19 protein-coding genes are annotated in these 18,283 nt (G+C 71.0%); 11 read left to right on the forward strand and 8 right to left on the reverse strand.

Features of this window, described 5'->3' with window-relative positions; translation table 11 throughout:
* The first annotated feature begins 79 nt into the window (after nt 1-79).
* From mshD to pstB, 7 genes are all read left to right on the forward strand, one after another.
* Nucleotides 80-1,021, forward strand: coding sequence for a mycothiol synthase (mshD, locus tag OHU74_RS16600; RefSeq protein WP_371616637.1), 942 nt, complete (start codon nt 80-82; stop codon nt 1,019-1,021).
* A gap of 329 nt (nt 1,022-1,350) precedes the next feature.
* Nucleotides 1,351-3,681 carry an RNA degradosome polyphosphate kinase gene (locus OHU74_RS16605; RefSeq protein WP_371616638.1) on the forward strand — a complete coding sequence of 777 codons (2,331 nt, stop codon included), beginning with the start codon at nt 1,351-1,353 and terminating at the stop codon, nt 3,679-3,681.
* Entirely contained in the window at nt 3,662-4,654 is a 993-nt protein-coding gene (locus OHU74_RS16610) for a CHAD domain-containing protein (protein WP_371616639.1), read from the forward strand. The genes OHU74_RS16605 and OHU74_RS16610 overlap by 20 nt, the downstream gene beginning before the upstream one ends.
* 233 nt (nt 4,655-4,887) lie before the next feature.
* The gene (gene pstS, locus OHU74_RS16615) at nt 4,888-6,024 is read left to right on the forward strand and encodes a phosphate ABC transporter substrate-binding protein PstS (protein WP_371616640.1); all 1,137 of its coding nucleotides are present in this window, start codon (nt 4,888-4,890) and stop codon (nt 6,022-6,024) included.
* A gap of 132 nt (nt 6,025-6,156) precedes the next feature.
* Nucleotides 6,157-7,146 carry a phosphate ABC transporter permease subunit PstC gene (gene pstC / locus OHU74_RS16620; protein WP_371616641.1) on the forward strand — a complete coding sequence of 330 codons (990 nt, stop codon included), beginning with the start codon at nt 6,157-6,159 and terminating at the stop codon, nt 7,144-7,146.
* Nucleotides 7,146-8,228 carry a phosphate ABC transporter permease PstA gene (gene pstA, locus OHU74_RS16625; RefSeq protein ID WP_330297217.1) on the forward strand — a complete coding sequence of 361 codons (1,083 nt, stop codon included), beginning with the start codon at nt 7,146-7,148 and terminating at the stop codon, nt 8,226-8,228. The genes pstC and pstA overlap by 1 nt, the downstream gene beginning before the upstream one ends.
* A 30-nt stretch (nt 8,229-8,258) precedes the next feature.
* Nucleotides 8,259-9,035: a phosphate ABC transporter ATP-binding protein PstB gene (gene pstB / locus OHU74_RS16630; protein WP_328299559.1), complete on the forward strand. Its 777-nt coding sequence runs from the start codon at nt 8,259-8,261 to the stop codon at nt 9,033-9,035.
* 135 nt (nt 9,036-9,170) lie between these two features.
* Here pstB and OHU74_RS16635 read toward each other — a convergent pair whose 3' ends face one another.
* Complete coding sequence (locus OHU74_RS16635) at nt 9,171-10,172, reverse strand: inorganic phosphate transporter (RefSeq protein ID WP_330297218.1); 1,002 nt, start codon at nt 10,170-10,172, stop codon at nt 9,171-9,173.
* A 5-nt stretch (nt 10,173-10,177) separates the two neighbouring features.
* Nucleotides 10,178-10,798, reverse strand: a complete 621-nt coding sequence (locus OHU74_RS16640; RefSeq protein WP_150519007.1) for a DUF47 domain-containing protein — start codon at nt 10,796-10,798, stop codon at nt 10,178-10,180.
* A 194-nt stretch (nt 10,799-10,992) separates the two neighbouring features.
* Here OHU74_RS16640 and OHU74_RS16645 point away from each other — a divergent pair, with 194 nt between their 5' ends.
* A complete protein-coding gene (locus tag OHU74_RS16645) occupies nt 10,993-11,340 on the forward strand; it encodes a metal-sensitive transcriptional regulator (RefSeq protein ID WP_371616642.1) in 348 nt (115 codons plus the stop codon).
* 87 nt (nt 11,341-11,427) lie between these two features.
* Here OHU74_RS16645 and OHU74_RS16650 read toward each other — a convergent pair whose 3' ends face one another.
* Both OHU74_RS16650 and OHU74_RS16655 read right to left on the reverse strand, forming a co-directional pair.
* On the reverse strand, nt 11,428-11,574 hold the full coding sequence (locus tag OHU74_RS16650; RefSeq protein ID WP_330297220.1) for a hypothetical protein: 147 nt from the start codon (nt 11,572-11,574) through the stop codon (nt 11,428-11,430).
* A gap of 159 nt (nt 11,575-11,733) precedes the next feature.
* Nucleotides 11,734-12,573: a hypothetical protein gene (locus OHU74_RS16655; protein WP_371616643.1), complete on the reverse strand. Its 840-nt coding sequence runs from the start codon at nt 12,571-12,573 to the stop codon at nt 11,734-11,736.
* A gap of 355 nt (nt 12,574-12,928) precedes the next feature.
* On the opposite strand from OHU74_RS16655, the gene OHU74_RS16660 reads away from it, so the two are divergent.
* Nucleotides 12,929-13,102: a hypothetical protein gene (locus tag OHU74_RS16660; RefSeq protein ID WP_371616644.1), complete on the forward strand. Its 174-nt coding sequence runs from the start codon at nt 12,929-12,931 to the stop codon at nt 13,100-13,102.
* A gap of 152 nt (nt 13,103-13,254) precedes the next feature.
* Complete coding sequence (locus OHU74_RS16665) at nt 13,255-13,500, forward strand: hypothetical protein (RefSeq protein WP_371616645.1); 246 nt, start codon at nt 13,255-13,257, stop codon at nt 13,498-13,500.
* Nucleotides 13,501-13,661: 161 nt separating this feature from the next.
* Here the strand turns inward: OHU74_RS16665 and OHU74_RS16670 are convergent, their stop codons facing one another.
* From OHU74_RS16670 to OHU74_RS16685, 4 genes are all read right to left on the reverse strand, one after another.
* Nucleotides 13,662-14,366 carry a phosphatase PAP2 family protein gene (locus tag OHU74_RS16670; RefSeq protein ID WP_371616646.1) on the reverse strand — a complete coding sequence of 235 codons (705 nt, stop codon included), beginning with the start codon at nt 14,364-14,366 and terminating at the stop codon, nt 13,662-13,664.
* 214 nt (nt 14,367-14,580) lie between these two features.
* The gene (locus OHU74_RS16675; RefSeq protein WP_371616647.1) at nt 14,581-15,600 is read right to left on the reverse strand and encodes an NlpC/P60 family protein; all 1,020 of its coding nucleotides are present in this window, start codon (nt 15,598-15,600) and stop codon (nt 14,581-14,583) included.
* A 159-nt stretch (nt 15,601-15,759) separates the two neighbouring features.
* Nucleotides 15,760-16,602: a thioesterase family protein gene (locus OHU74_RS16680; protein ID WP_371616648.1), complete on the reverse strand. Its 843-nt coding sequence runs from the start codon at nt 16,600-16,602 to the stop codon at nt 15,760-15,762.
* A gap of 62 nt (nt 16,603-16,664) precedes the next feature.
* Nucleotides 16,665-17,273: a LysE family transporter gene (locus tag OHU74_RS16685; protein ID WP_330297226.1), complete on the reverse strand. Its 609-nt coding sequence runs from the start codon at nt 17,271-17,273 to the stop codon at nt 16,665-16,667.
* 109 nt (nt 17,274-17,382) lie between these two features.
* Here OHU74_RS16685 and OHU74_RS16690 point away from each other — a divergent pair, with 109 nt between their 5' ends.
* Nucleotides 17,383-18,231 (forward strand): pentapeptide repeat-containing protein, encoded by an 849-nt coding sequence (locus tag OHU74_RS16690; protein ID WP_371616649.1) that lies wholly within the window; start codon nt 17,383-17,385, stop codon nt 18,229-18,231.
* Nucleotides 18,232-18,283 lie beyond the last annotated feature (52 nt).

An 18,283-nucleotide genomic window follows, 5' to 3' on the forward strand; every position in this document is an offset into this window, starting at 1 on the left:
CCCCGGCCGAGGGACCCGGCGGCGGACCACTGCCGGGCCGCACCCTGACGGGCCCCCGCCGGAGTCGTAGGCTCGCCCCATGACTGACGACGCAGCAACGGCCCCGGAGCCGGGACGGCAGATCCAGACCCTCGACGAGCTGACGGAGGAGCAGGCCGACTCCGTCCTCGCCCTGATCGAGGACGCGGCCCGCACCGACGGCACCACCGCCGTGTCCGAACAGGGCCGCCTCCAGCTGCGCGGCGGAGCGCGCGAGGGGATCCGGCACTTCCTGCTCACCGAAAAGGGCCGGCTCGCCGGATACGGGCAACTCGAGGACACCGACCCGGTGGAGGCCCCCGCCGCCGAGCTCGTCGTCCACCCCTCGATGCGCGGCCGCGGCCACGGCCGGGCGCTGGGCACCGCCCTGCTGGCCGCCTCCGGCAAGCGGATCCGGGTGTGGGCCCACGGCGGCAAGTCCGCGGCCCGCCACCTCGCGCAGGTCCTCGGCCTGACCCTGTTCCGCGAGCTGCGCCAGCTGCGCCGCCCGCTCGGCGGAGCCGGCACCGACGCGGCCCCGCTGCCGGAGCCGGCCCTGCCCCCGGGCGTGACCGTACGGACCTTCGTGCCCGGGGCCGACGACGCCGCCTGGCTCACCGTCAACGCGGCCGCCTTCGCCCACCACCCCGAGCAGGGCTCGCTGACCCAGCGGGACCTCAACGACCGGATCGCGCAGCCCTGGTTCGACGCCAAGGGCTTCTTCCTCGCCGAGCGCGACGGCGAACTCGTCGGCTTCCACTGGACGAAGGTCCACGCCGAGCAGCAGCTCGGCGAGGTCTACGTGGTCGGCGTACGCCCCGGCGCGCAGGGCGGCGGCCTCGGCAAGGCCCTCACCGCGATCGGCCTGCACCACCTCGCGGCAGCCGGCCTGCCCACCGCCATGCTCTACGTGGACGCCGACAACCCGGCGGCCCTCGCCGTCTACGCGGGCCTCGGCTTCACCACCCACGAGGTCGACCTGATGTACCGCACGGAGAGCTGACCCGACCCCGCGCCTCCGGCCCCGCCGGGCAAAATCCAGCCCCGCCGGCGTTTGAGGCGCGGGGGTCCGGGGGCAGCGCCCCCGGCAACGGCGCCGCACGGCCCGGCACGGCCCGGCCCGAGGCTCCGCGGGCGCAGCCCCGTACCCCCCGCCCCTCACCCACACGGCGCAAGCCGACAGGCGGCCGCCCGCCCGGCCCCCGGAAGCCATACGCCATTAACCGCGCATTAATGCGCGGTCGCGAAGCTGACCCCATGCAGCCCCGACTCCGACTGACGGCCGACACTTCCGACGCGCCTGTCCTGCCGCGTGCGCGGAAGAATGGAGTCATGAGCCACAAGCCCAGCGCCAGCCCCACCGAGGTCCCCAGCCAGCAGCCGTCGCACACGTTCGCGTCGCCGTCCGCGCCCACCGCCGCGGACATCTCCGCCTCCGTGGCCGCCGCCGCCTCCACGCCCGAGGCCGTGGCCGCGCGCGCGGCCACCGGCGCGCACGCACGCCTCGGCTCCATAGCCGCCCACCGCCCGCACGTCGATCTGGAACCGGATCTCGACGCGGACCTGGACGCCTACGACGACAAGGACGGCGGCGAGCTGCCCCCGGGCCGCTTCCTCGACCGGGAGCGCAGCTGGCTCGCCTTCAACGAACGGGTGCTGGAGCTCGCCGAGGACCCCGCCACCCCGCTCCTGGAGCGGGCGAACTTCCTGGCGATCTTCGCGAGCAACCTCGACGAGTTCTTCATGGTCCGCGTCGCCGGCCTCAAGCGCCGCATCGCGACCGGCGTCGCCACCCGCTCGGCCTCGGGGCTGCAGCCCCGTGAGGTGCTGGACCAGATCTGGACCCGCTCCCGTGAGCTCATGGCCCGCCACGCCGCCTGCTTCCAGCAGGACATCTCCCCCCAGCTCGCCGAGGAAGGCGTCCACCTCATCCGGTGGCACGACCTGACCGAGAAGGAGCAGGCGCGCCTCTTCACCCTGTTCCGCAACCAGATCTTCCCGGTGCTCACCCCGCTGGCCGTGGACCCCGCGCACCCGTTCCCGTACATCTCCGGCCTCTCCCTGAACCTGGCCGTGGTCGTGCGCAATCCCGTCAGCGGCCACCGCCACTTCGCCCGGGTCAAGGTCCCGCCGCTCCTCTCCCGCTTCCTGGAGGCCTCCCCGCAGCGCTACGTCCCGCTGGAGGACGTCATCGCCGCGCACCTGGAGGAGCTGTTCCCCGGCATGGAGGTGCTCGCGCACCACATGTTCCGCGTGACCCGCAACGAGGACCTCGAGGTCGAGGAGGACGACGCCGAGAACCTCCTCCAGGCCCTGGAGAAGGAGCTCATGCGGCGCCGCTTCGGCCCGCCGGTCCGCCTGGAGGTCGAGGAGTCCATCGACCCCGGCGTCCTGGACCTCCTCGTGCAGGAGCTCAAGGTCAACGCCTCCGAGGTGTACCCGCTGCCCGGCCCGCTGGACCTGACCGCGCTCTTCGGGATCGCCTCGCTGGACCGGCCGGAGCTGAAGTTCACGAAGTTCGTCGCCGGCACCCACCGCGACCTGGCCGAGGTCGAGTCCGCGTCCGCCCCCGACATCTTCGCCGCGCTGCGCGAACGGGACGTGCTGCTGCACCACCCCTACGACTCCTTCTCCACCTCGGTGCAGGCCTTCCTGGAGCAGGCCGCCGCCGACCCGGACGTCCTGGCGATCAAGCAGACGCTGTACCGGACCTCCGGCGACTCCCCGATCGTGGACGCCCTGATCGACGCCGCCGAAGCCGGCAAGCAGGTCCTCGTACTCGTCGAGATCAAGGCCCGCTTCGACGAGCAGGCCAACATCAAATGGGCCCGCAAGCTGGAGGAGTCCGGCTGCCACGTGGTCTACGGCCTCGTCGGCCTCAAGACCCACTGCAAGCTGTCGCTCGTCGTCCGCCAGGAGGGCGACCAGCTGCGCCGCTACTCCCACGTCGGCACCGGCAACTACCACCCCAAGACGGCACGGCTCTACGAGGACCTCGGGCTGCTCACCGCCGACCCGCAGGTCGGCGCGGACCTCTCGGACCTCTTCAACCGGCTGTCGGGCTACTCGCGCCGCGAGACCTACCGCCGGCTGCTCGTGGCCCCGCGCTCGCTGCGCGGCGGCCTGATCTCCCGGATCGACAAGGAGGCCGCCCACCACCGGGCCGGCCGCCCCGCTTACGTGCGCCTCAAGATGAACTCCATCGTCGACGAGGCGCTCATCGACTCCCTCTACCGGGCCTCGCAGGCGGGGGTGCCCATCGACATCTGGGTCCGCGGCATCTGCGCGATCCGCCCCGGGGTCCCCGGGCTCTCGGAGAACATCCGGGTCCGCTCGATCCTCGGCCGCTTCCTGGAGCACTCCCGGGTCTTCGCCTTCGGCAACGGCGGCGAACCCGAGGTGTACATAGGCAGCGCCGACATGATGCACCGCAACCTCGACCGCCGTATCGAGGCACTGGTCAGGGTCGCCGACCCGGCCCACCGCGCGGCACTGGACCGGCTGCTGGAAACCGGCATGTCCGACGCCACCTCCTCCTGGCACCTGGGCCCGGACGGCGAGTGGACCCGGCACAGCACGGACGGCGAGGGCCAGCCGCTGCGGCACGTTCAGGAGATGCTCATAGACGCCCGGAGGCGCCGGCGTGGCTCAGCCAAACCATGACCCGACCGCGATTACGGCAGGTGACGTGCTCGGCGTCTACCTGCGCTCGCAGGCCACCGCGTTCCTGCGCGGACTGCGCCTACACGATGAGGGCGCGGCGAGCGGGCCGGCCGAGGGCACCGAGGCGGCGCGCAGCCTGCGGGGGGCCGCGCGCCGCATCGCCTCGTCCCTCTCCACCTTCAGAGCCGTGGCCGATTCGGCCTGGGCGGACTCGCTGCGCACCGAGCTGGTCTGGCTCTCCTCGACCCTGGCCGACGAGCACGCGTACGCCGCCCGCCTGACCCGGCTGATGGACGCCCTGCACCGGCTGTCGGGCTCCCCGGAGGTGCCCGCCCCGCGGGGCGGGGCCTCGGGTTCCCTCACCGTGGGCTCGGCGCGCGCGGGCGCCCTGCTGGAGCGCCAGCTCACGCTGTCGCGCACCCGGGCCCACTCGGCCACGCTCCAGGCACTGGGCTCCTCCCGCTTCCACGCGGTCGCGGACTCGGTGGCGGTGCTGGCCTCCGAGGTCCCGCTGGACGCGGTCGCGGCCCGGGGCCGGGTGGACGACGTACTCGTCCCGCTGGCGGAAGTGGCCGGATCCCGCCTGTCCGCCGCGGTGGCCTCCCTGCCCGCCCCCTGCCCCGCGCACCCGTACAACGCGGACCACGACGGCCCCTGGAACGAGGTGCGCCGCCTCCTGCGGGTGCACCGCTACGCCCGGGAGGCGCTGGGCGAGGACGTGGCCCGGCATGCGGCCGCGGGCGAGGCCCTGGACCGCCACCGCGACGCGGCGGAGGCCGCGGCGGCCTCGGCCACGGCCGCGCGCACGCCCCGTATCGCCCCTGCGACGGCCTACGCCCTGGGGATCCTGCACGCGGACCAGCGCCACGAGGTCGAGGCCTCCCGGCTGACCTTCCACCACATCTGGCAGCCGAATTCCGGCCATGCCGTTCACGAGGCCGAAGCCGGTCACGTAACGGTAACGGCAAGGTGACGTCGGATTACGACAGGGGGCGGAGCCGTCCGGACACACCACCCCGTCCGCCACGGTTCACCATCCGTTCACCTACCGCGGTCGGCCGCTTCACCTGATCTGCCTAACTTCGTAGATGCAAGGTGCGAGTCACCGCGAAGGCGACGATTCCCCCGAGCAACCGACGTAGTCCTCTTCGCACGCCGCCCCGATACAGAAAGCGGCCGGCGGCTTCTGGAAGGAAACACCCGAAAGTGAAGCTTCAGCGCAAGAACATGCTTCGTGCCTCCGCCCTCGGCGCGCTCGTCGTGTCCAGCGCCCTGGTCCTCACGGCGTGCGGCTCGGACGACAACACCAAGACGGACGCCACCGCGTCCGGCAAGCCGAGCGCCGCCGCGAGCGACGTCAAGTGTGACGGGGCGAAGGGCAAGCTGCTCGCCTCCGGCTCTTCCGCGCAGAAGAACGCGGTCGACCTGTGGATCAAGAACTACATGGCGGCCTGCTCCGGCGTCGAGGTGAACTACAAGTCCTCCTCCTCCGGTGAGGGCATCGTCGCGTTCAACCAGGGCACCGTCGGTTTCGCCGGTTCGGACTCCGCGCTGAAGCCCGAGGCCGTCGAGGAGTCGAAGAAGGTCTGCACCGGCGGTCAGGGCATCGACCTGCCGATGGTCGGCGGCCCCATCGCCATCGGCTTCAACGTCGCCGGTGTGGACAAGCTGACGCTGGACGCCCCCACCATCGCCGCGATCTTCAACGACAAGATCAAGAAGTGGGACGACGAGGCGATCAAGAAGCTGAACCCCGGCGTCACGCTTCCCTCCACCGCGATCCAGGCCTTCCACCGCTCCGAGGACTCGGGCACCACCGAGAACCTGGGCAAGTACCTCAAGGCCGCCGCTCCCGAGGCGTGGACGTACGACGCCGCGAAGAAGTGGCCGGCCCCGGGTGGCCAGGCCGCCTCCGGCTCCGCCGGTGTCGCCTCGCAGGTCAAGGCCGTTGACGGTGCGATCGGCTACTTCGAGCTCTCCTACGCCTCCTCGCAGTCCATCAAGACCGTGGACGTGAACACGGGCGCCGCCGCTCCGGTCAAGGCCAGCAGCGAGAACGCCTCCAAGGCCATCGCCGCCGCCAAGATCGCCGGCACCGGTGACGACCTGGCCCTGAAGCTCGACTACACCACCAAGGCCGAGGGCGCCTACCCGATCGTCCTGGTGACCTACGAGGTCGTCTGCGACAAGGGCAACAAGCCCGAGACGCTCGCCACCGTGAAGTCCTTCCTGAACTACACCGCTTCCGACGCCGGCCAGAAGGCGCTCTCCGAGATCGGCTACGCCCCGATCCCGGCCGAGATCAACGCCAAGGTCCGCGAGGTCATCGCGAAGCTCGCCTAATCCCGACCCCCGGACCATCCGGGCCGCTCCCCCCGTCCGGGGAGCGGCCCGGCCCGGGGACCCTCCCCTCCACCCAGGGGATCCGGTGCACCGCCGCCAGGGGGCCTGCCCCCCATCCAGACCGGAAAGATCATGGCTTCCACCACACCCACCCAGATAGACACGGCTCCGCCTGTCTCCAAGAGCGGAAGGTCCACCGGCCGCGCCGGTGACAAGGTCTTCGCCGGCCTCTCCAAGGGCTCCGGCATCCTGCTCCTGGTGATCATGGCGTCGATCGCCGTCTTCCTCACCTACCGCGCTTCGATCGCTCTGGCCGACAACGAGGGCAACTTCCTCACCACGTTCGACTGGAACGCGTCGGCCAAGCCCCCCGTCTTCGGCATCGCCGTCCTGCTCTTCGGCACCGTCGTCAGCTCGATCATCGCGATGGTCATCGCGGTTCCGATCGCTGTCGGCATCGCCCTGTTCATCTCGCACTACGCGCCGCGCAAGCTGGCCTCCCCCCTCGCCTACGTGGTCGACCTGCTCGCCGCAGTGCCCTCGATCATCTACGGCATCTGGGGCGCGCTCTTCCTCGTCCCGTACCTCGGCGGCCTCAACAGCTGGCTCGACCAGTACATGGGCTGGACCTACGTCTTCGACAAGACCCAGGTCGGCGTCGCGCGCTCGCTCTTCACCGTCGGCATCCTGCTCGCGATCATGATCCTCCCGATCGTGACCAGCGTCAGCCGCGAGGTCTTCCTGCAGGTCCCGCGCATGAACGAGGAAGCCGCACTGGCCCTCGGCGCGACCCGCTGGGAGGTCATCCGCATGTCGGTGCTGCCCTTCGGCCGCTCCGGAGTCATCTCCGCCTCGATGCTCGGCCTCGGACGCGCGCTGGGCGAGACCATGGCCGTCGCGACCGTGCTGTCCCCGAGCTTCCTGATCTCCGGCCACATCCTGGACCCGGGCGGCGGCACCTTCGCGCAGAACATCGCCGCGAAGTTCGACGAGGCCAACGAGTTCGGCCGCGACGCCCTGATCGCCTCCGGCCTCGTGCTCTTCCTGCTCACCCTGCTGGTCAACGGCGCAGCCCGGCTGATCATCGCCCGTCGCAAGGACTTCTCGGGGGCGAACGCCTGATGAGCCACGCACTCCAGGACCCGCGCCCCTCCCGGGCCCGCAAGTCCGTCGCCCCCACCAGCCTGACGCAGGGCAGCCTGCCCCGCTGGGCCCCGGCCGGCATCGCGGCCCTCTCGGTCGCCCTCGGCTGCGCCCTCGGCGCCGGCTTCGGCCTCCACAGCAGGATCCAGTGGGGTCTGCTCGCCGCCATCCTGTTCGTGGTCATCACGTACACGGCCAGCTCGGTCATCGAGAACCGCCGCCAGGCCAAGGACCGGGTCGCCACCTCCGTGGTCTGGGTCTGCTTCCTGCTCGCGGTCATCCCGCTGCTCTCGCTGCTGTGGACCACCATCAGCCGCGGCATCAAGCTCCTCGACGGCAACTTCCTCAGCCACTCGATGAACGGCGTCACCGCCTTCGACCACGGCGGCGGCGTCTACCACGCGCTGCTCGGCACCATCGAGCAGGTCGGCCTGGCCACCGCGATCTCCGCGCCCATCGGCCTGCTGACCGCCGTCTACCTGGTCGAGTACGGCCGGGGCTCGCTCGCCAAGGCCGTGACGTTCTTCGTCGACGTCATGACCGGCATCCCCTCCATCGTCGCGGGTCTGTTCATCCTGACGACCTGGAACCTGATGCTCGGCTTCGGCCCCTCCGGCTTCGCCGGCTCGCTGGCCCTGTCGATCCTGATGATGCCCGTCGTGGTCCGCTCCACCGAGGAGATGCTCAAGCTCGTCCCCAACGAGCTGCGCGAGGCCGCCCTGGCCCTCGGTGTGCCGAAGTGGCGCATGATCCTCAAGGTCGTGCTGCCCACCGCCATCGGCGGCATCTCCACCGGCGTGATGCTGGCCGTCGCCCGCATCGCCGGCGAGACCGCGCCGATCATGCTGCTGGTCTTCGGCTCCCAGCTGATCAACGGAAACCCCTTCGAAGGTGCTCAGTCCTCGCTCCCCCTCTACATCTGGGAGCAGTACAAGGTCGGCAGTGACGCCTCCTACGACCGGGCATGGGCCGCAGCGCTCGTCCTGATCGCCTTCGTCATGATCCTCAATCTGGTGGCCCGCGGCATCGCCCGCTGGAAGGCTCCCAAGACCGGTCGCTGACGCGACCACCCGAAAGCGAAGTGACCCCTCATGGCTAAGCGAATCGACGTCAGCGGACTGTCCGCCTTCTACGGCACCCACAAGGCCATCGACGACATCTCGATGACCGTGGAGCCCCGCTCCGTGACCGCCTTCATCGGCCCCTCCGGCTGCGGCAAGTCCACCTTCCTGCGCACCCTGAACCGCATGCACGAGGTCACCCCCGGTGGCCGCGTGGAGGGCAAGGTGCTGCTGGACGACGAGAACCTGTACGGCCCCGGCGTGGACCCGGTCGCGGTCCGCCGCACGGTCGGCATGGTCTTCCAGCGCCCGAACCCCTTCCCCACCATGTCGATCTTCGACAACGTGGCGGCGGGCCTGCGGCTGAACGGCTCCTTCAAGAAGTCCGAGCTGACCGACATCGTCGAGAAGTCGCTCCAGGGCGCCAACCTCTGGAACGAGGTCAAGGACCGCCTGAACAAGCCCGGCTCCGGCCTCTCCGGCGGCCAGCAGCAGCGCCTGTGCATCGCCCGCGCCATCGCGGTCGAGCCCCAGGTCCTCCTGATGGACGAGCCCTGCTCGGCCCTCGACCCGATCTCCACCCTCGCCATCGAGGACCTGATCGGCGAGCTCAAGGAGCGCTTCACGATCGTCATCGTGACGCACAACATGCAGCAGGCGGCCCGCGTCTCCGACCGCACCGCCTTCTTCAACCTCTCCGCGGTCGGCCAGCCCGGAAAGCTGGTCGAGATCGACGACACGGACCGGATCTTCTCGAACCCGTCCGTGCAGGCGACCGAGGACTACATCTCGGGCCGCTTCGGCTAAACCGAAGCCCCTGGATGTCTTGAACGTCCTGCGGTGCTGCATGGCGGTGCCACCGCAAGGCGAAAGGGCCGGCTCCCCCTGGGTGGGGGGAGCCGGCCCGCTTTCGTTCCCAGTGCTTTCGCGCTACGGCTACGGCTACTGCACGAAGGCCAGGTTCACGATCCAGAAGCAGACCGCGGCGACGAGCGCCGCCGCCGGCATGGTGATGAACCAGCCGAGGATGATGTTCTTGGCCACGCCCCAGCGGACCGCGTTCACCCGCTTGGTCGCGCCCACACCCATGATCGCCGAGGTGATCACGTGGGTGGTGGAGATCGGCGCGTGGAAGAGATAGGCCGAACCGAACATGATCGAGGCGCCGGTGGTCTCCGCCGCGAAGCCCTGCGGCGGGTCCAGCTCGATGATCTTGCGGCCGAGGGTCCGCATGATCCGCCAGCCGCCCGCGTAGGTACCCAGCGACAGCATCACGGCACACACGATCTTCACCCAGACCGGAATCTCGTCGCCCGCGTTCTGCACATCGGCGATGACCAGGGCCATCATCACGATGCCCATGGTCTTCTGCGCGTCCTGCAGACCGTGGCCGAGCGCCATGCCGGCCGCCGAGACCGTCTGCGCGATGCGGAAACCGCGCTTGGCCTTGTGCGGGTTGGAGCGGCGGAACATCCACAGGATGGCGACCATCACCAGGTAACCGACGACGAGGCCGACGACCGGCGAGATGAACATCGGGATGACGACCTTGTCGACCACGCCCGACCACAGCACCTCGGTGCCACCCGCCAGCGCCGCGCCCACCATGCCGCCGAACAGCGCGTGCGAGGAGGACGAGGGCAGGCCGAAGTACCAGGTGATCAGGTTCCACACGATCGCGCCGACCAGCGCCGCGAAGAGGATCCACATCCCCCGGTTGCCGTGCGGGGTCTCGATGAGCCCCTCACTGACCGTCTTGGCGACCCCGCTGCCCAGGAAGGCACCGGCGAGGTTCATCACCGCGGCCATCGCGAGCGCGGCGCGCGGGGTCAGCGCGCGGGTCGAGACCGAGGTCGCGATCGCGTTCGCCGAGTCGTGGAAACCGTTGGTGTACGTGAAACCGAGCGCGACACCGATGGTCACGATCAGAGCGAAGGTGTCCACGAGGTTCAGGACTCCTTGACCGCGATGGTCTCCACCGTGTTCGCGACGTGCTCGAACGCGTCGGCCGCCTCTTCGAGCACGTCGACGATCTGCTTGAGCTTCAGCACTTCGATGGCGTCGTACTTGCCGTTGAAGAGCTGGGCGAGCAGCTTGCGGTGGATCTGGTCGGCCTGGTTCTCGAGGCGGTTGACCTCGATCCAGTACTCGGTCAGGTTCTCCATGGTCCGCAGGTGCGGCATGGCCTCGGCGGTCAGCTCGGCCGCGCGCGCCAGTACCTCGATCTGCTGCTCGACTCCCTTGGGGAGCTCCTCCACGTTGTAGAGGACGACCAGGTCGACCGCCTCCTCCATGAAGTCCATGATGTCGTCGAGGCAGGACGCCAGGTTGTAGATGTCCTCGCGGTCGAACGGCGTGATGAAGGAGGAGTTGAGCTGGTGGAAGATCGCGTGGGTGGCGTCATCCCCCGCGTGCTCCGCTGCCCGCATCCGCTCCGCGATCTCGGCCCGGGCGGAGGAGTCCGCTCCGAGCAGTTCCATCAGGAGCTTGGAGCCCGTGACGATGTTGTCCGCGGATGCGGCGAACATGTCGTAGAAGCTCGTCTCCCTGGGGGTCAGACGAAATCGCACGTGAGGTCCTCGGGGTGCATTGGATTCGGTCAGGCTGATGCTAGGCGCATCCCCCGGCCACGGCTAACCGGCAGTTCCCCAGTGTCCTCCATCAGGCAGAGTGAGGACCACGGGCCCCTGCCTCCGCGGACGGGGCCCGGTATCATATACCCATGAGGGGTATGCACCCCTCGATCCGGACCACGGGAGGACGCATGACTGCCATCCAGGCGGAGGGCTCCGGAGCCGAAGCGGGCACCGAGGCGGCCGAGGCCGTAGCCGTGCACGGCTACCACCACCAGAAGGACGAGCACCTCAAGAGGCTGCGCCGGATCGAGGGCCAGATCCGGGGACTCCAGCGCCTCGTCGACGAGGACGTCTACTGCATCGACATACTCACCCAGGTCTCGGCGAGCACGAAGGCGCTCCAGTCCTTCGCGCTCCAGCTGCTGGAGGAGCACCTGCGGCACTGTGTCGCGGACGCGGCCGTCAAGGGCGGGGGCGAGATCGACGCCAAGGTCGAGGAAGCGACGAAGGCGATCGCGCGGCTGCTGCGCACCTGAGCCGCACGGTCCCGGGGTCGGCGGCGGGGAACGGGGACAGTACGGCGGGGGAGACTTCGACGAGCGGATGGTGGGTGGGGCGGGCGGCTAGCGCCCCATCAGTACTTCGTCGATCCGGTCCTGGCTGAGCCGGTCCTCGTTCGCGGCCGAGGCCGCGATGATCAGCTCGCCGCACAACTCGATCTCGGCGAGGGCCACGTAGTCCTGCACGGTCGTACCGCCTGCGGGAGTCACGCGTTCCACCTCTCTTTGCCGTCGTCGGGTCGCCGGCGCTCGGTTCCTCAGCGTAAGGACGGGAGGGCGCCGCGCGCATGACACGGATGGACCATTTCCGGCCCCTCACACCGGACCGATGGCCGGCCACGGCCCGGCGCCCCGCACGGGCCCGGACCGCTAGTCGGCGATCTTCCCCGCGTAAATGTCCCCTTCTGCCGGCAGAACCACGGTGACCGGAGTCCCGAACCCGTAGAGCAGCGTGGTGGAGGAGACGTCGATCACGCCATTGTTGACGTAGGTGAAACGGTGCCGGACCTTCCGCAGCCGGCCCTGCTCGTCGAGGTACGCGTCGAACGGCACCGCGTCCTTGCTGAACCCTTTCGCCGCCGCTTCCAGCGCGCCCTTCACCGCCGGCGAGGCATCCGCCGCGGCCCGCACGATGTCGGTCGTACCCCGGTAGTGCCGCACCTTGGTCCCCGCCACCTCGGTCTCGCCCACGTACGTCACCTCCTGCGCGCCGCGCAGCAGCTCGGCGGCGGCCATCGGGTCGGTGGCCCCGCCCGTGACGAGGTTCCCGTCGGCCAGGGCCGTCGTGTCCACCCGCACCCACTTGTCGTCGGGGACGCCCGCGCCCCGGTTCTTCATGTAGAGCGCGCCGGGTACCAGCAGCTCGGTGATGGGCCGGTGTTCGGCCTTGCCCTTGGCGTCGTCCGGGAGCATGACCAGGAGCTGGCCCATCCGGTTCTTGAAATCGACCCCGCCCTCGCCGCGAATGGTGACCCTGGTCCCGCCGGTCGCCATCTCCATCGCCGTACGGGCCCGGGCGCTGCCGGTCCTCGCGAGCACGTCGGCGGCTCCGCGGATCGTGGCCACCGGATCGCCGCCGGGACGGCCGTCGTCCCCGGCGGCCGCTTCACCGCCGCACCCGCTCAATGCCGCCAACGTCAGAGCCAGGCCGACGGCGAACGCCGTCTCACCCGCGCGTCCCAGCCGTCTCCCGTGCCGGTGCACCACCATCGCCTGCCAACCCCCAACGCGTGACCGCTGTTTGCCCGAGGCCCACCCGCTCCGCTTAACGAGGTCCAGGGGCTCCCGTCACGGCCCCGGCCCTTCCTCGAACGGCTCGCGAACTCCGCGAAACCCCCCTGTGAACCCCGCGCGAACCGGCGGGAGCCTCCCGGGCCGGGCCGCACCCCGGGGCGTACACCCCGGCACACACCCGGGCAAACGGCCGGGCGGCGGCCGCTCGCGCCCCCGACCGGGCGCCCGGAGGATCGGCCCTCGCAGGACAGTCCCGTACCCCGCCCGGCCCGGGTACCGTGGTGGCGTGGAACCGCACACGAAAGCGACTCTTGCCCCTCCGCTTGCCGCCGTGCCGCTGCCCCGCGACCCCGGGACACCGGACCGCCCGCCCGCCGGACACACCACGAGCACCGCGGACCGGGGGTCCTTCTGCCTCGCCGTCTGCAGCTGCGGCTGGCGCGGCCCGGCCCGCCGCTCCCGCGACCTGGCCCGCAAGGACGCGGGAGCCCACATCACGCAATAGCCCCGGGGCCACCCACCGGATCCGGCCCGACGGCCCGGCCGGCCCGGCATCCCGTCCCCCCGTACTCCCGTCTCCCCGTACTCCCGACGCCCCAGTCGCCCGTTCGGACGGCTCCGGTGGCCGACGCGCCCGGGAGCGGATGCCCTTGACTCATGCCCGGACCCGCGCCACGACTCGCCGCCCTCTTCTGGGCCCTGCTGATCGCGCTCGCCCCGGCCGCCCCGGCCCGGGCCAGCCCCGTGGGAACGGCCGACGGGCCCGGCGAGGTCGCCCTGGCCATCGGGGTCACCACCACCGCGGCCGCCGCGACGGGCTTGTGGCTGCGCTCGCGCTACCGCCGCGAGGACCCGGACTCCACCTCCGAAGGCACCGGCCCGGACGGCGGCGGCGAGCCGTGACCCCGCCCCCGCGCTCCCGCCCGGCGGCGGTCCGCCTCTGCTTCGGGGTCGCCGCCCTCTGCCTCCTGGCGGCGCTCCTCCTGTCGGCCTGGGACCACTACGGCCGCGCCTGACCCGCCGGGCGGGGCGGTGCGGACCCGGAAAGATCCGAAAAGGACGGCCTACGCCGCGAGCCCCTTGTCCCGCGGCACCTGCGCCTGCGGCAGGTCCACCGGCCGGGCCAGTACCCGGCCGCGCGCGCGGACCAGTACGCCCAGCCGCGGCGACCGTGCCACGGCCCGCACCACCGGGGTCAGCAGGGCCATCGCGAGCGGGGCGAGCAGCAGCACCACCGCGGTGCCCAGGGCGAAGCCGCCGATGACGTCGGTCGGGTAGTGCACGCCCAGGTAGACCCGGGTGAAGCCCTCCACCAGCGCCAGCCCGATCCCGACGAAGCCGAGCCTGCGGTGGGCGACGAACAGGCCGACGCCCAGCGCCATCGCGAGGGTGGCGTGGTCGCTGACGAACGAGAACGCGCTGTGTCCGATCCCGGCGCCGGGATCCAGCACCTCGACCCCGTCGTGCTGCGCGGCCGGCCGCGGCCGGCCCACGAACTCCCGCAGCGGGACGTTGAGGAGCAGCGCGGCCCCGGCGGCGAGCGGCGCCCACACGAGCGCGACGAAGGATTCGACGGCCGCGGCCTCGTCCAGCCGGCGCGCCCCGCGCCAGCACCAGAGCACCAGGAGCACGAGGGCCAGCAGGATCCCGTACTCACCGACGACCGAGACCGCCCGGTCCAGCCACTGAGGGGCCTGCCGGGCAAGTCCGTTGATCTCGTACAGCAGGCTTACATCCACGTTCGGCCCACCAGTTGTGAGTCCAGCCATGGTGATGCGGCCCCTTGCCCTTGCCTTGGTACCCCCGCGGACGCACCCCGGTGTGCGCCCCTTCGCCCCCAGTGATCAACCCGATGATCCAGTATGTGGTTCGGTCCCCTTGACCATGGAACGCCCGTTCTGACGGCCGCGTTCCACTCTCCACCGAATGATCACTCCAACGTTATCGAAGAGTGACTCATCGTCGCAGCTCAGGGCCCTGGCTTCACGCTGCGTTACCGGCGCCCTCGCGCTTCGGCAGTGCTTCCGCACCGTCCTTGGTGACCCGGGTCGCACCGAAGTAGTCGGGCGTGTCGATCTTGTCGAAGCGGATCACGGCTCCGGTGAACGGGGCGTTGATCATGTAGCCGCCGCCCACGTAGAGCCCGACGTGCCGGATCTCCCGAGAGTTCGTCAGATCGTCGGAGAAGAAGACCAGATCACCCGGCAGCAGGTCCGCCCGCGCGGGGTGCGACCCGGCGTTGTACTGGTCGTTCGCCACCCGGGGCAGCTCGATCCCCACCGACTCGTACGCGGCCTTGGTCAGCCCCGAGCAGTCGAAGCGCCCACCCTGGTCGGCGGTCCCGTTGCCTCCCCACAGGTACGGCGTCCCCAGCTGCTTCTGCGCGAAGTAGATCGCCCCGGCGGCCTGTTGCGAGGGCGCCACCCGCCCCACGGGGGCCTCGAAGCTCTTGGCCAGGGTCGTGATCGTCTTCACGTACCCCTGGGTCTCCTGGAACGGCGGGACGCCCTGGTACTGCGTCACCGCGCCCGGCCCCGCGTTGTAGGCGGCCAGCATGTTCTTCACGGGGTCGCCGGGCACCTTGGACACGTAGCGCGCCAGCTCGCAGTCGTACGAAGCCGCGGACGGGATCGCGTCGTTGGGATCCCAGATGTCCCGGTCGCCGTCACCGTCGCCGTCGATGCCGTGCGTGGCCCAGGTCCCCGGGATGAACTGCGCGATGCCCCGGGCGTCCGCCGGGCTCACCGCGCTCGGGTTCCAGCCGCTCTCCGAGTACAGCTGGGCGGCCAGCACGGGCGGGGTGAGCGTGGGGCAGAGCCGGCCCCACTTCTCCACGAGGCTCTGGTACTTCCCCGGGACGGCCCCCTTGGTGAGCCCCACGAGGCCACCGCCGCCGCCACTGGCGATGCCCGCGGCGGCCGAGTACGTACCGACGACGAGCAGGGCGAGAAAGCACAGGCACGCCCCGAAGCTGATTCCACCGACCACCCAGACTCTGCGCACCCGCCAACCTTCCCCCATCGAACGGCTTTTCCCGGAGCTCCCGCCACCCCGTGTCGAATCATCCCGTTTGGGGGCGCCGTAGAAACCGTTACGCCGCAAGCCATTGGGCTCAGTGCCCGGGGGAATCGGCCCAACTCATCCGAAAATACGACGTACTTCCTATCGTCCTTCGACAGCCCGCGGCGCCACGAACAGACTCTGCGCGCTCCGCCCGATCGGCCCCTTCTCATCGTGCAGCCGCGCGTCCGCGAGACCGATCCCGGCCGCGTCCACACTCGTACGGGCCTCCACGCACACCCACTCGCCCACCGGATGCCGGTGCAGATGGACGGTCAGGTCGCCGTTGACGAAGACGTAGCGCCCGAAGTCCATCACCGAGCTGATGCCGTTGCCCGAGTCCGCCGCGACCAGGACCCGGTCCAGGGGCCTGGGCTCCTCCCCGGCGACCAGCGGCACCCTCATCCGCATCCAGCAGGTACCCGGCCCGAGTTCGACGAAGGCCCCCTCGGTGAAACGCGTCTCCATCGCCGAGTGGTAGCCCGTCTCCCACGGCACCGGGAAGAACGGCGTCACCCCCACCTCCCCCGGCGGCGGCAGCTCCGGCCCCGCCACCACGGCCGGTACGGAATCCGGCGCCATCCGGATCCGCAGGGCGCGCGCCAGCATCACGGGCGCGGCCCCGGCCGGAGCCAGTGCGGCCTCGACCACCTCGGTGCCGCGGCCCGCCCGCAGCACGCTGGTGGTGAGCTCCAACGGCCCGAGCGGCACCGGGCGCAGGATCTCGTAGGTGATCCGGGCGATCCTCATGTCCTCGCGCGCGCCCGGCCGTTCCTCGATGGCCCGCCCGAGTAGCGCGGCCGGCGGACCGGCGTGCTGCGCGCCGGGATCCCACGGCCCGCGCGTGTAGGCGGTGGCCCGGAACCGGCCCGCGTCGATCCGCTCGTAGAACCCCTCTACGTCCTCTGCGCCCTCTACAGCCTCTACGTCCTCTGTATCGCCCATGAGCGGCACGCTACCGAGAGGTAACCGGCCGCCGCCAGACCCTCCCCGGGCCTCCCCGCGCCTCAGCGGGCGAAGCCCAGCCCCACCCCGAGCCCCACCAGCACCGACCCGATGGCCCGGTTGAGCGCCTTCTGCGCCTTCAGCATCCGGTCGCGCAGACGGGAATTGGAGAAGAACAGCGCCACCGCCCCGAACCAGCCCAGGTGCGCCGCCGACATGAACAGCCCGTACCCCGCCTGCTGCCACACCGGCGTCCCCGGCCCGACCACCTGGGTGAAGGTGGAGACGACGAACAGCGTGGTCTTCGGATTGAGCACATTGGTCAGGAACCCGGTCCGAAGCGCCCCGAACGGCGTCAGCCCGGCCTTCTCCTCCAGGTCCACGGTCACCTCGGCCCGCGACCGGAAGGTCTTCACACCGACCCACACCAGGTAGGCGGCGCCCGCCAGCTTGATCGCCGTGAACAGCCCGGCCGAGGAAGCGATCAGCAGGCCGACGCCGAGCATCGTGTACGAGACGTGCACCAGCACGCCCGCGGCGACCCCGGCGGCCGCGAGCAGCCCGGTGGGGCGCCCGTAGAGGTAGCTGTTGCGGACCACCATGGCGAAGTCCGCACCGGGACTGATGACGGCGAGGAAGGTGATGAGGGCGACTGCCAGCACTTCGGTCATGATCCGATGCTCGCCGCGCCCTCCCCCGCGATCAAGCGCTTTCGGCATCCCGCCACCCACCGGGCTCCCCCCGGCCACCCCATCTCCCCCACCAGGGGACAATGGCGACGTGCCCAAGCCTCCTCCCTCCACCCCCGCCCCGCCGTCGCACTCCCCGCTCCCCGTCCTGCAGGCGGACTGCGCGAACTGCTTCGCCCTCTGCTGCGTGGCCCTGCCGTTCGCGAAGTCCACCGACTTCGCCGTGAACAAGCCCGCCGGCACCCCCTGCAAGAACCTCCAGCAGGACTTCCGCTGCTCCATCCACACCCGGCTGCGCGACACGGGTTTCCAGGGCTGCACGGTCTTCGACTGCTTCGGCGCGGGACAGCAGGTGTCACAGGTCACCTTCGGCGGCCGCGACTGGCGCGCCCACCCCGGCACCGCCGGCGCCATGTACGAGGTCTTCCCCGTGATGCGGCACCTGCACGAACTGCTCTTCTACATCTCCGAAGCCCTCGCCCTCCCGGCCGCCCGCCCGGTCCACACGCAGCTGCGTACGGCGCAGGCCGACACCGCGCGCTGGACGGAAGCCACCCCCGAAGCCCTCGCGGCCCTCGACATCGGCCCCCTGCGCCAGGAGGTCAACGCCCTCCTCCTCAAGGCCAGCGAGCTCGTACGGGCCAAGGTGCCGGGCCGCAAGAAGAACCACCGCGGCGCCGACCTGATGGGCGCCCGCCTCTCCGGCGCCGACCTGCGCGGCGCGAACCTCCGCGGGGCCTACCTGATCGCGGCCGACCTCAGCGGCGCCGACCTGCGCTCCGCCGACCTGATCGGCGCGGACTTCCGCGACACCAACCTGCGCGGGGCCGACCTGCGCGACACCCTCTTCCTCACCCAGCCCCAGCTCAACGCGGCCAAGGGCACCCCCGCCACCCAACTCCCGCCCCACCTGACCCACCCGGCGCACTGGCTCGTCTGACCGACGCCCGGGCGCCCTAGTCCCGCCGGCACCGCGCCCGGCTCGTGCCCCG

This window comes from Streptomyces sp. NBC_00454, from assembly GCF_041434015.1.
Taxonomy (GTDB): domain Bacteria; phylum Actinomycetota; class Actinomycetes; order Streptomycetales; family Streptomycetaceae; genus Streptomyces.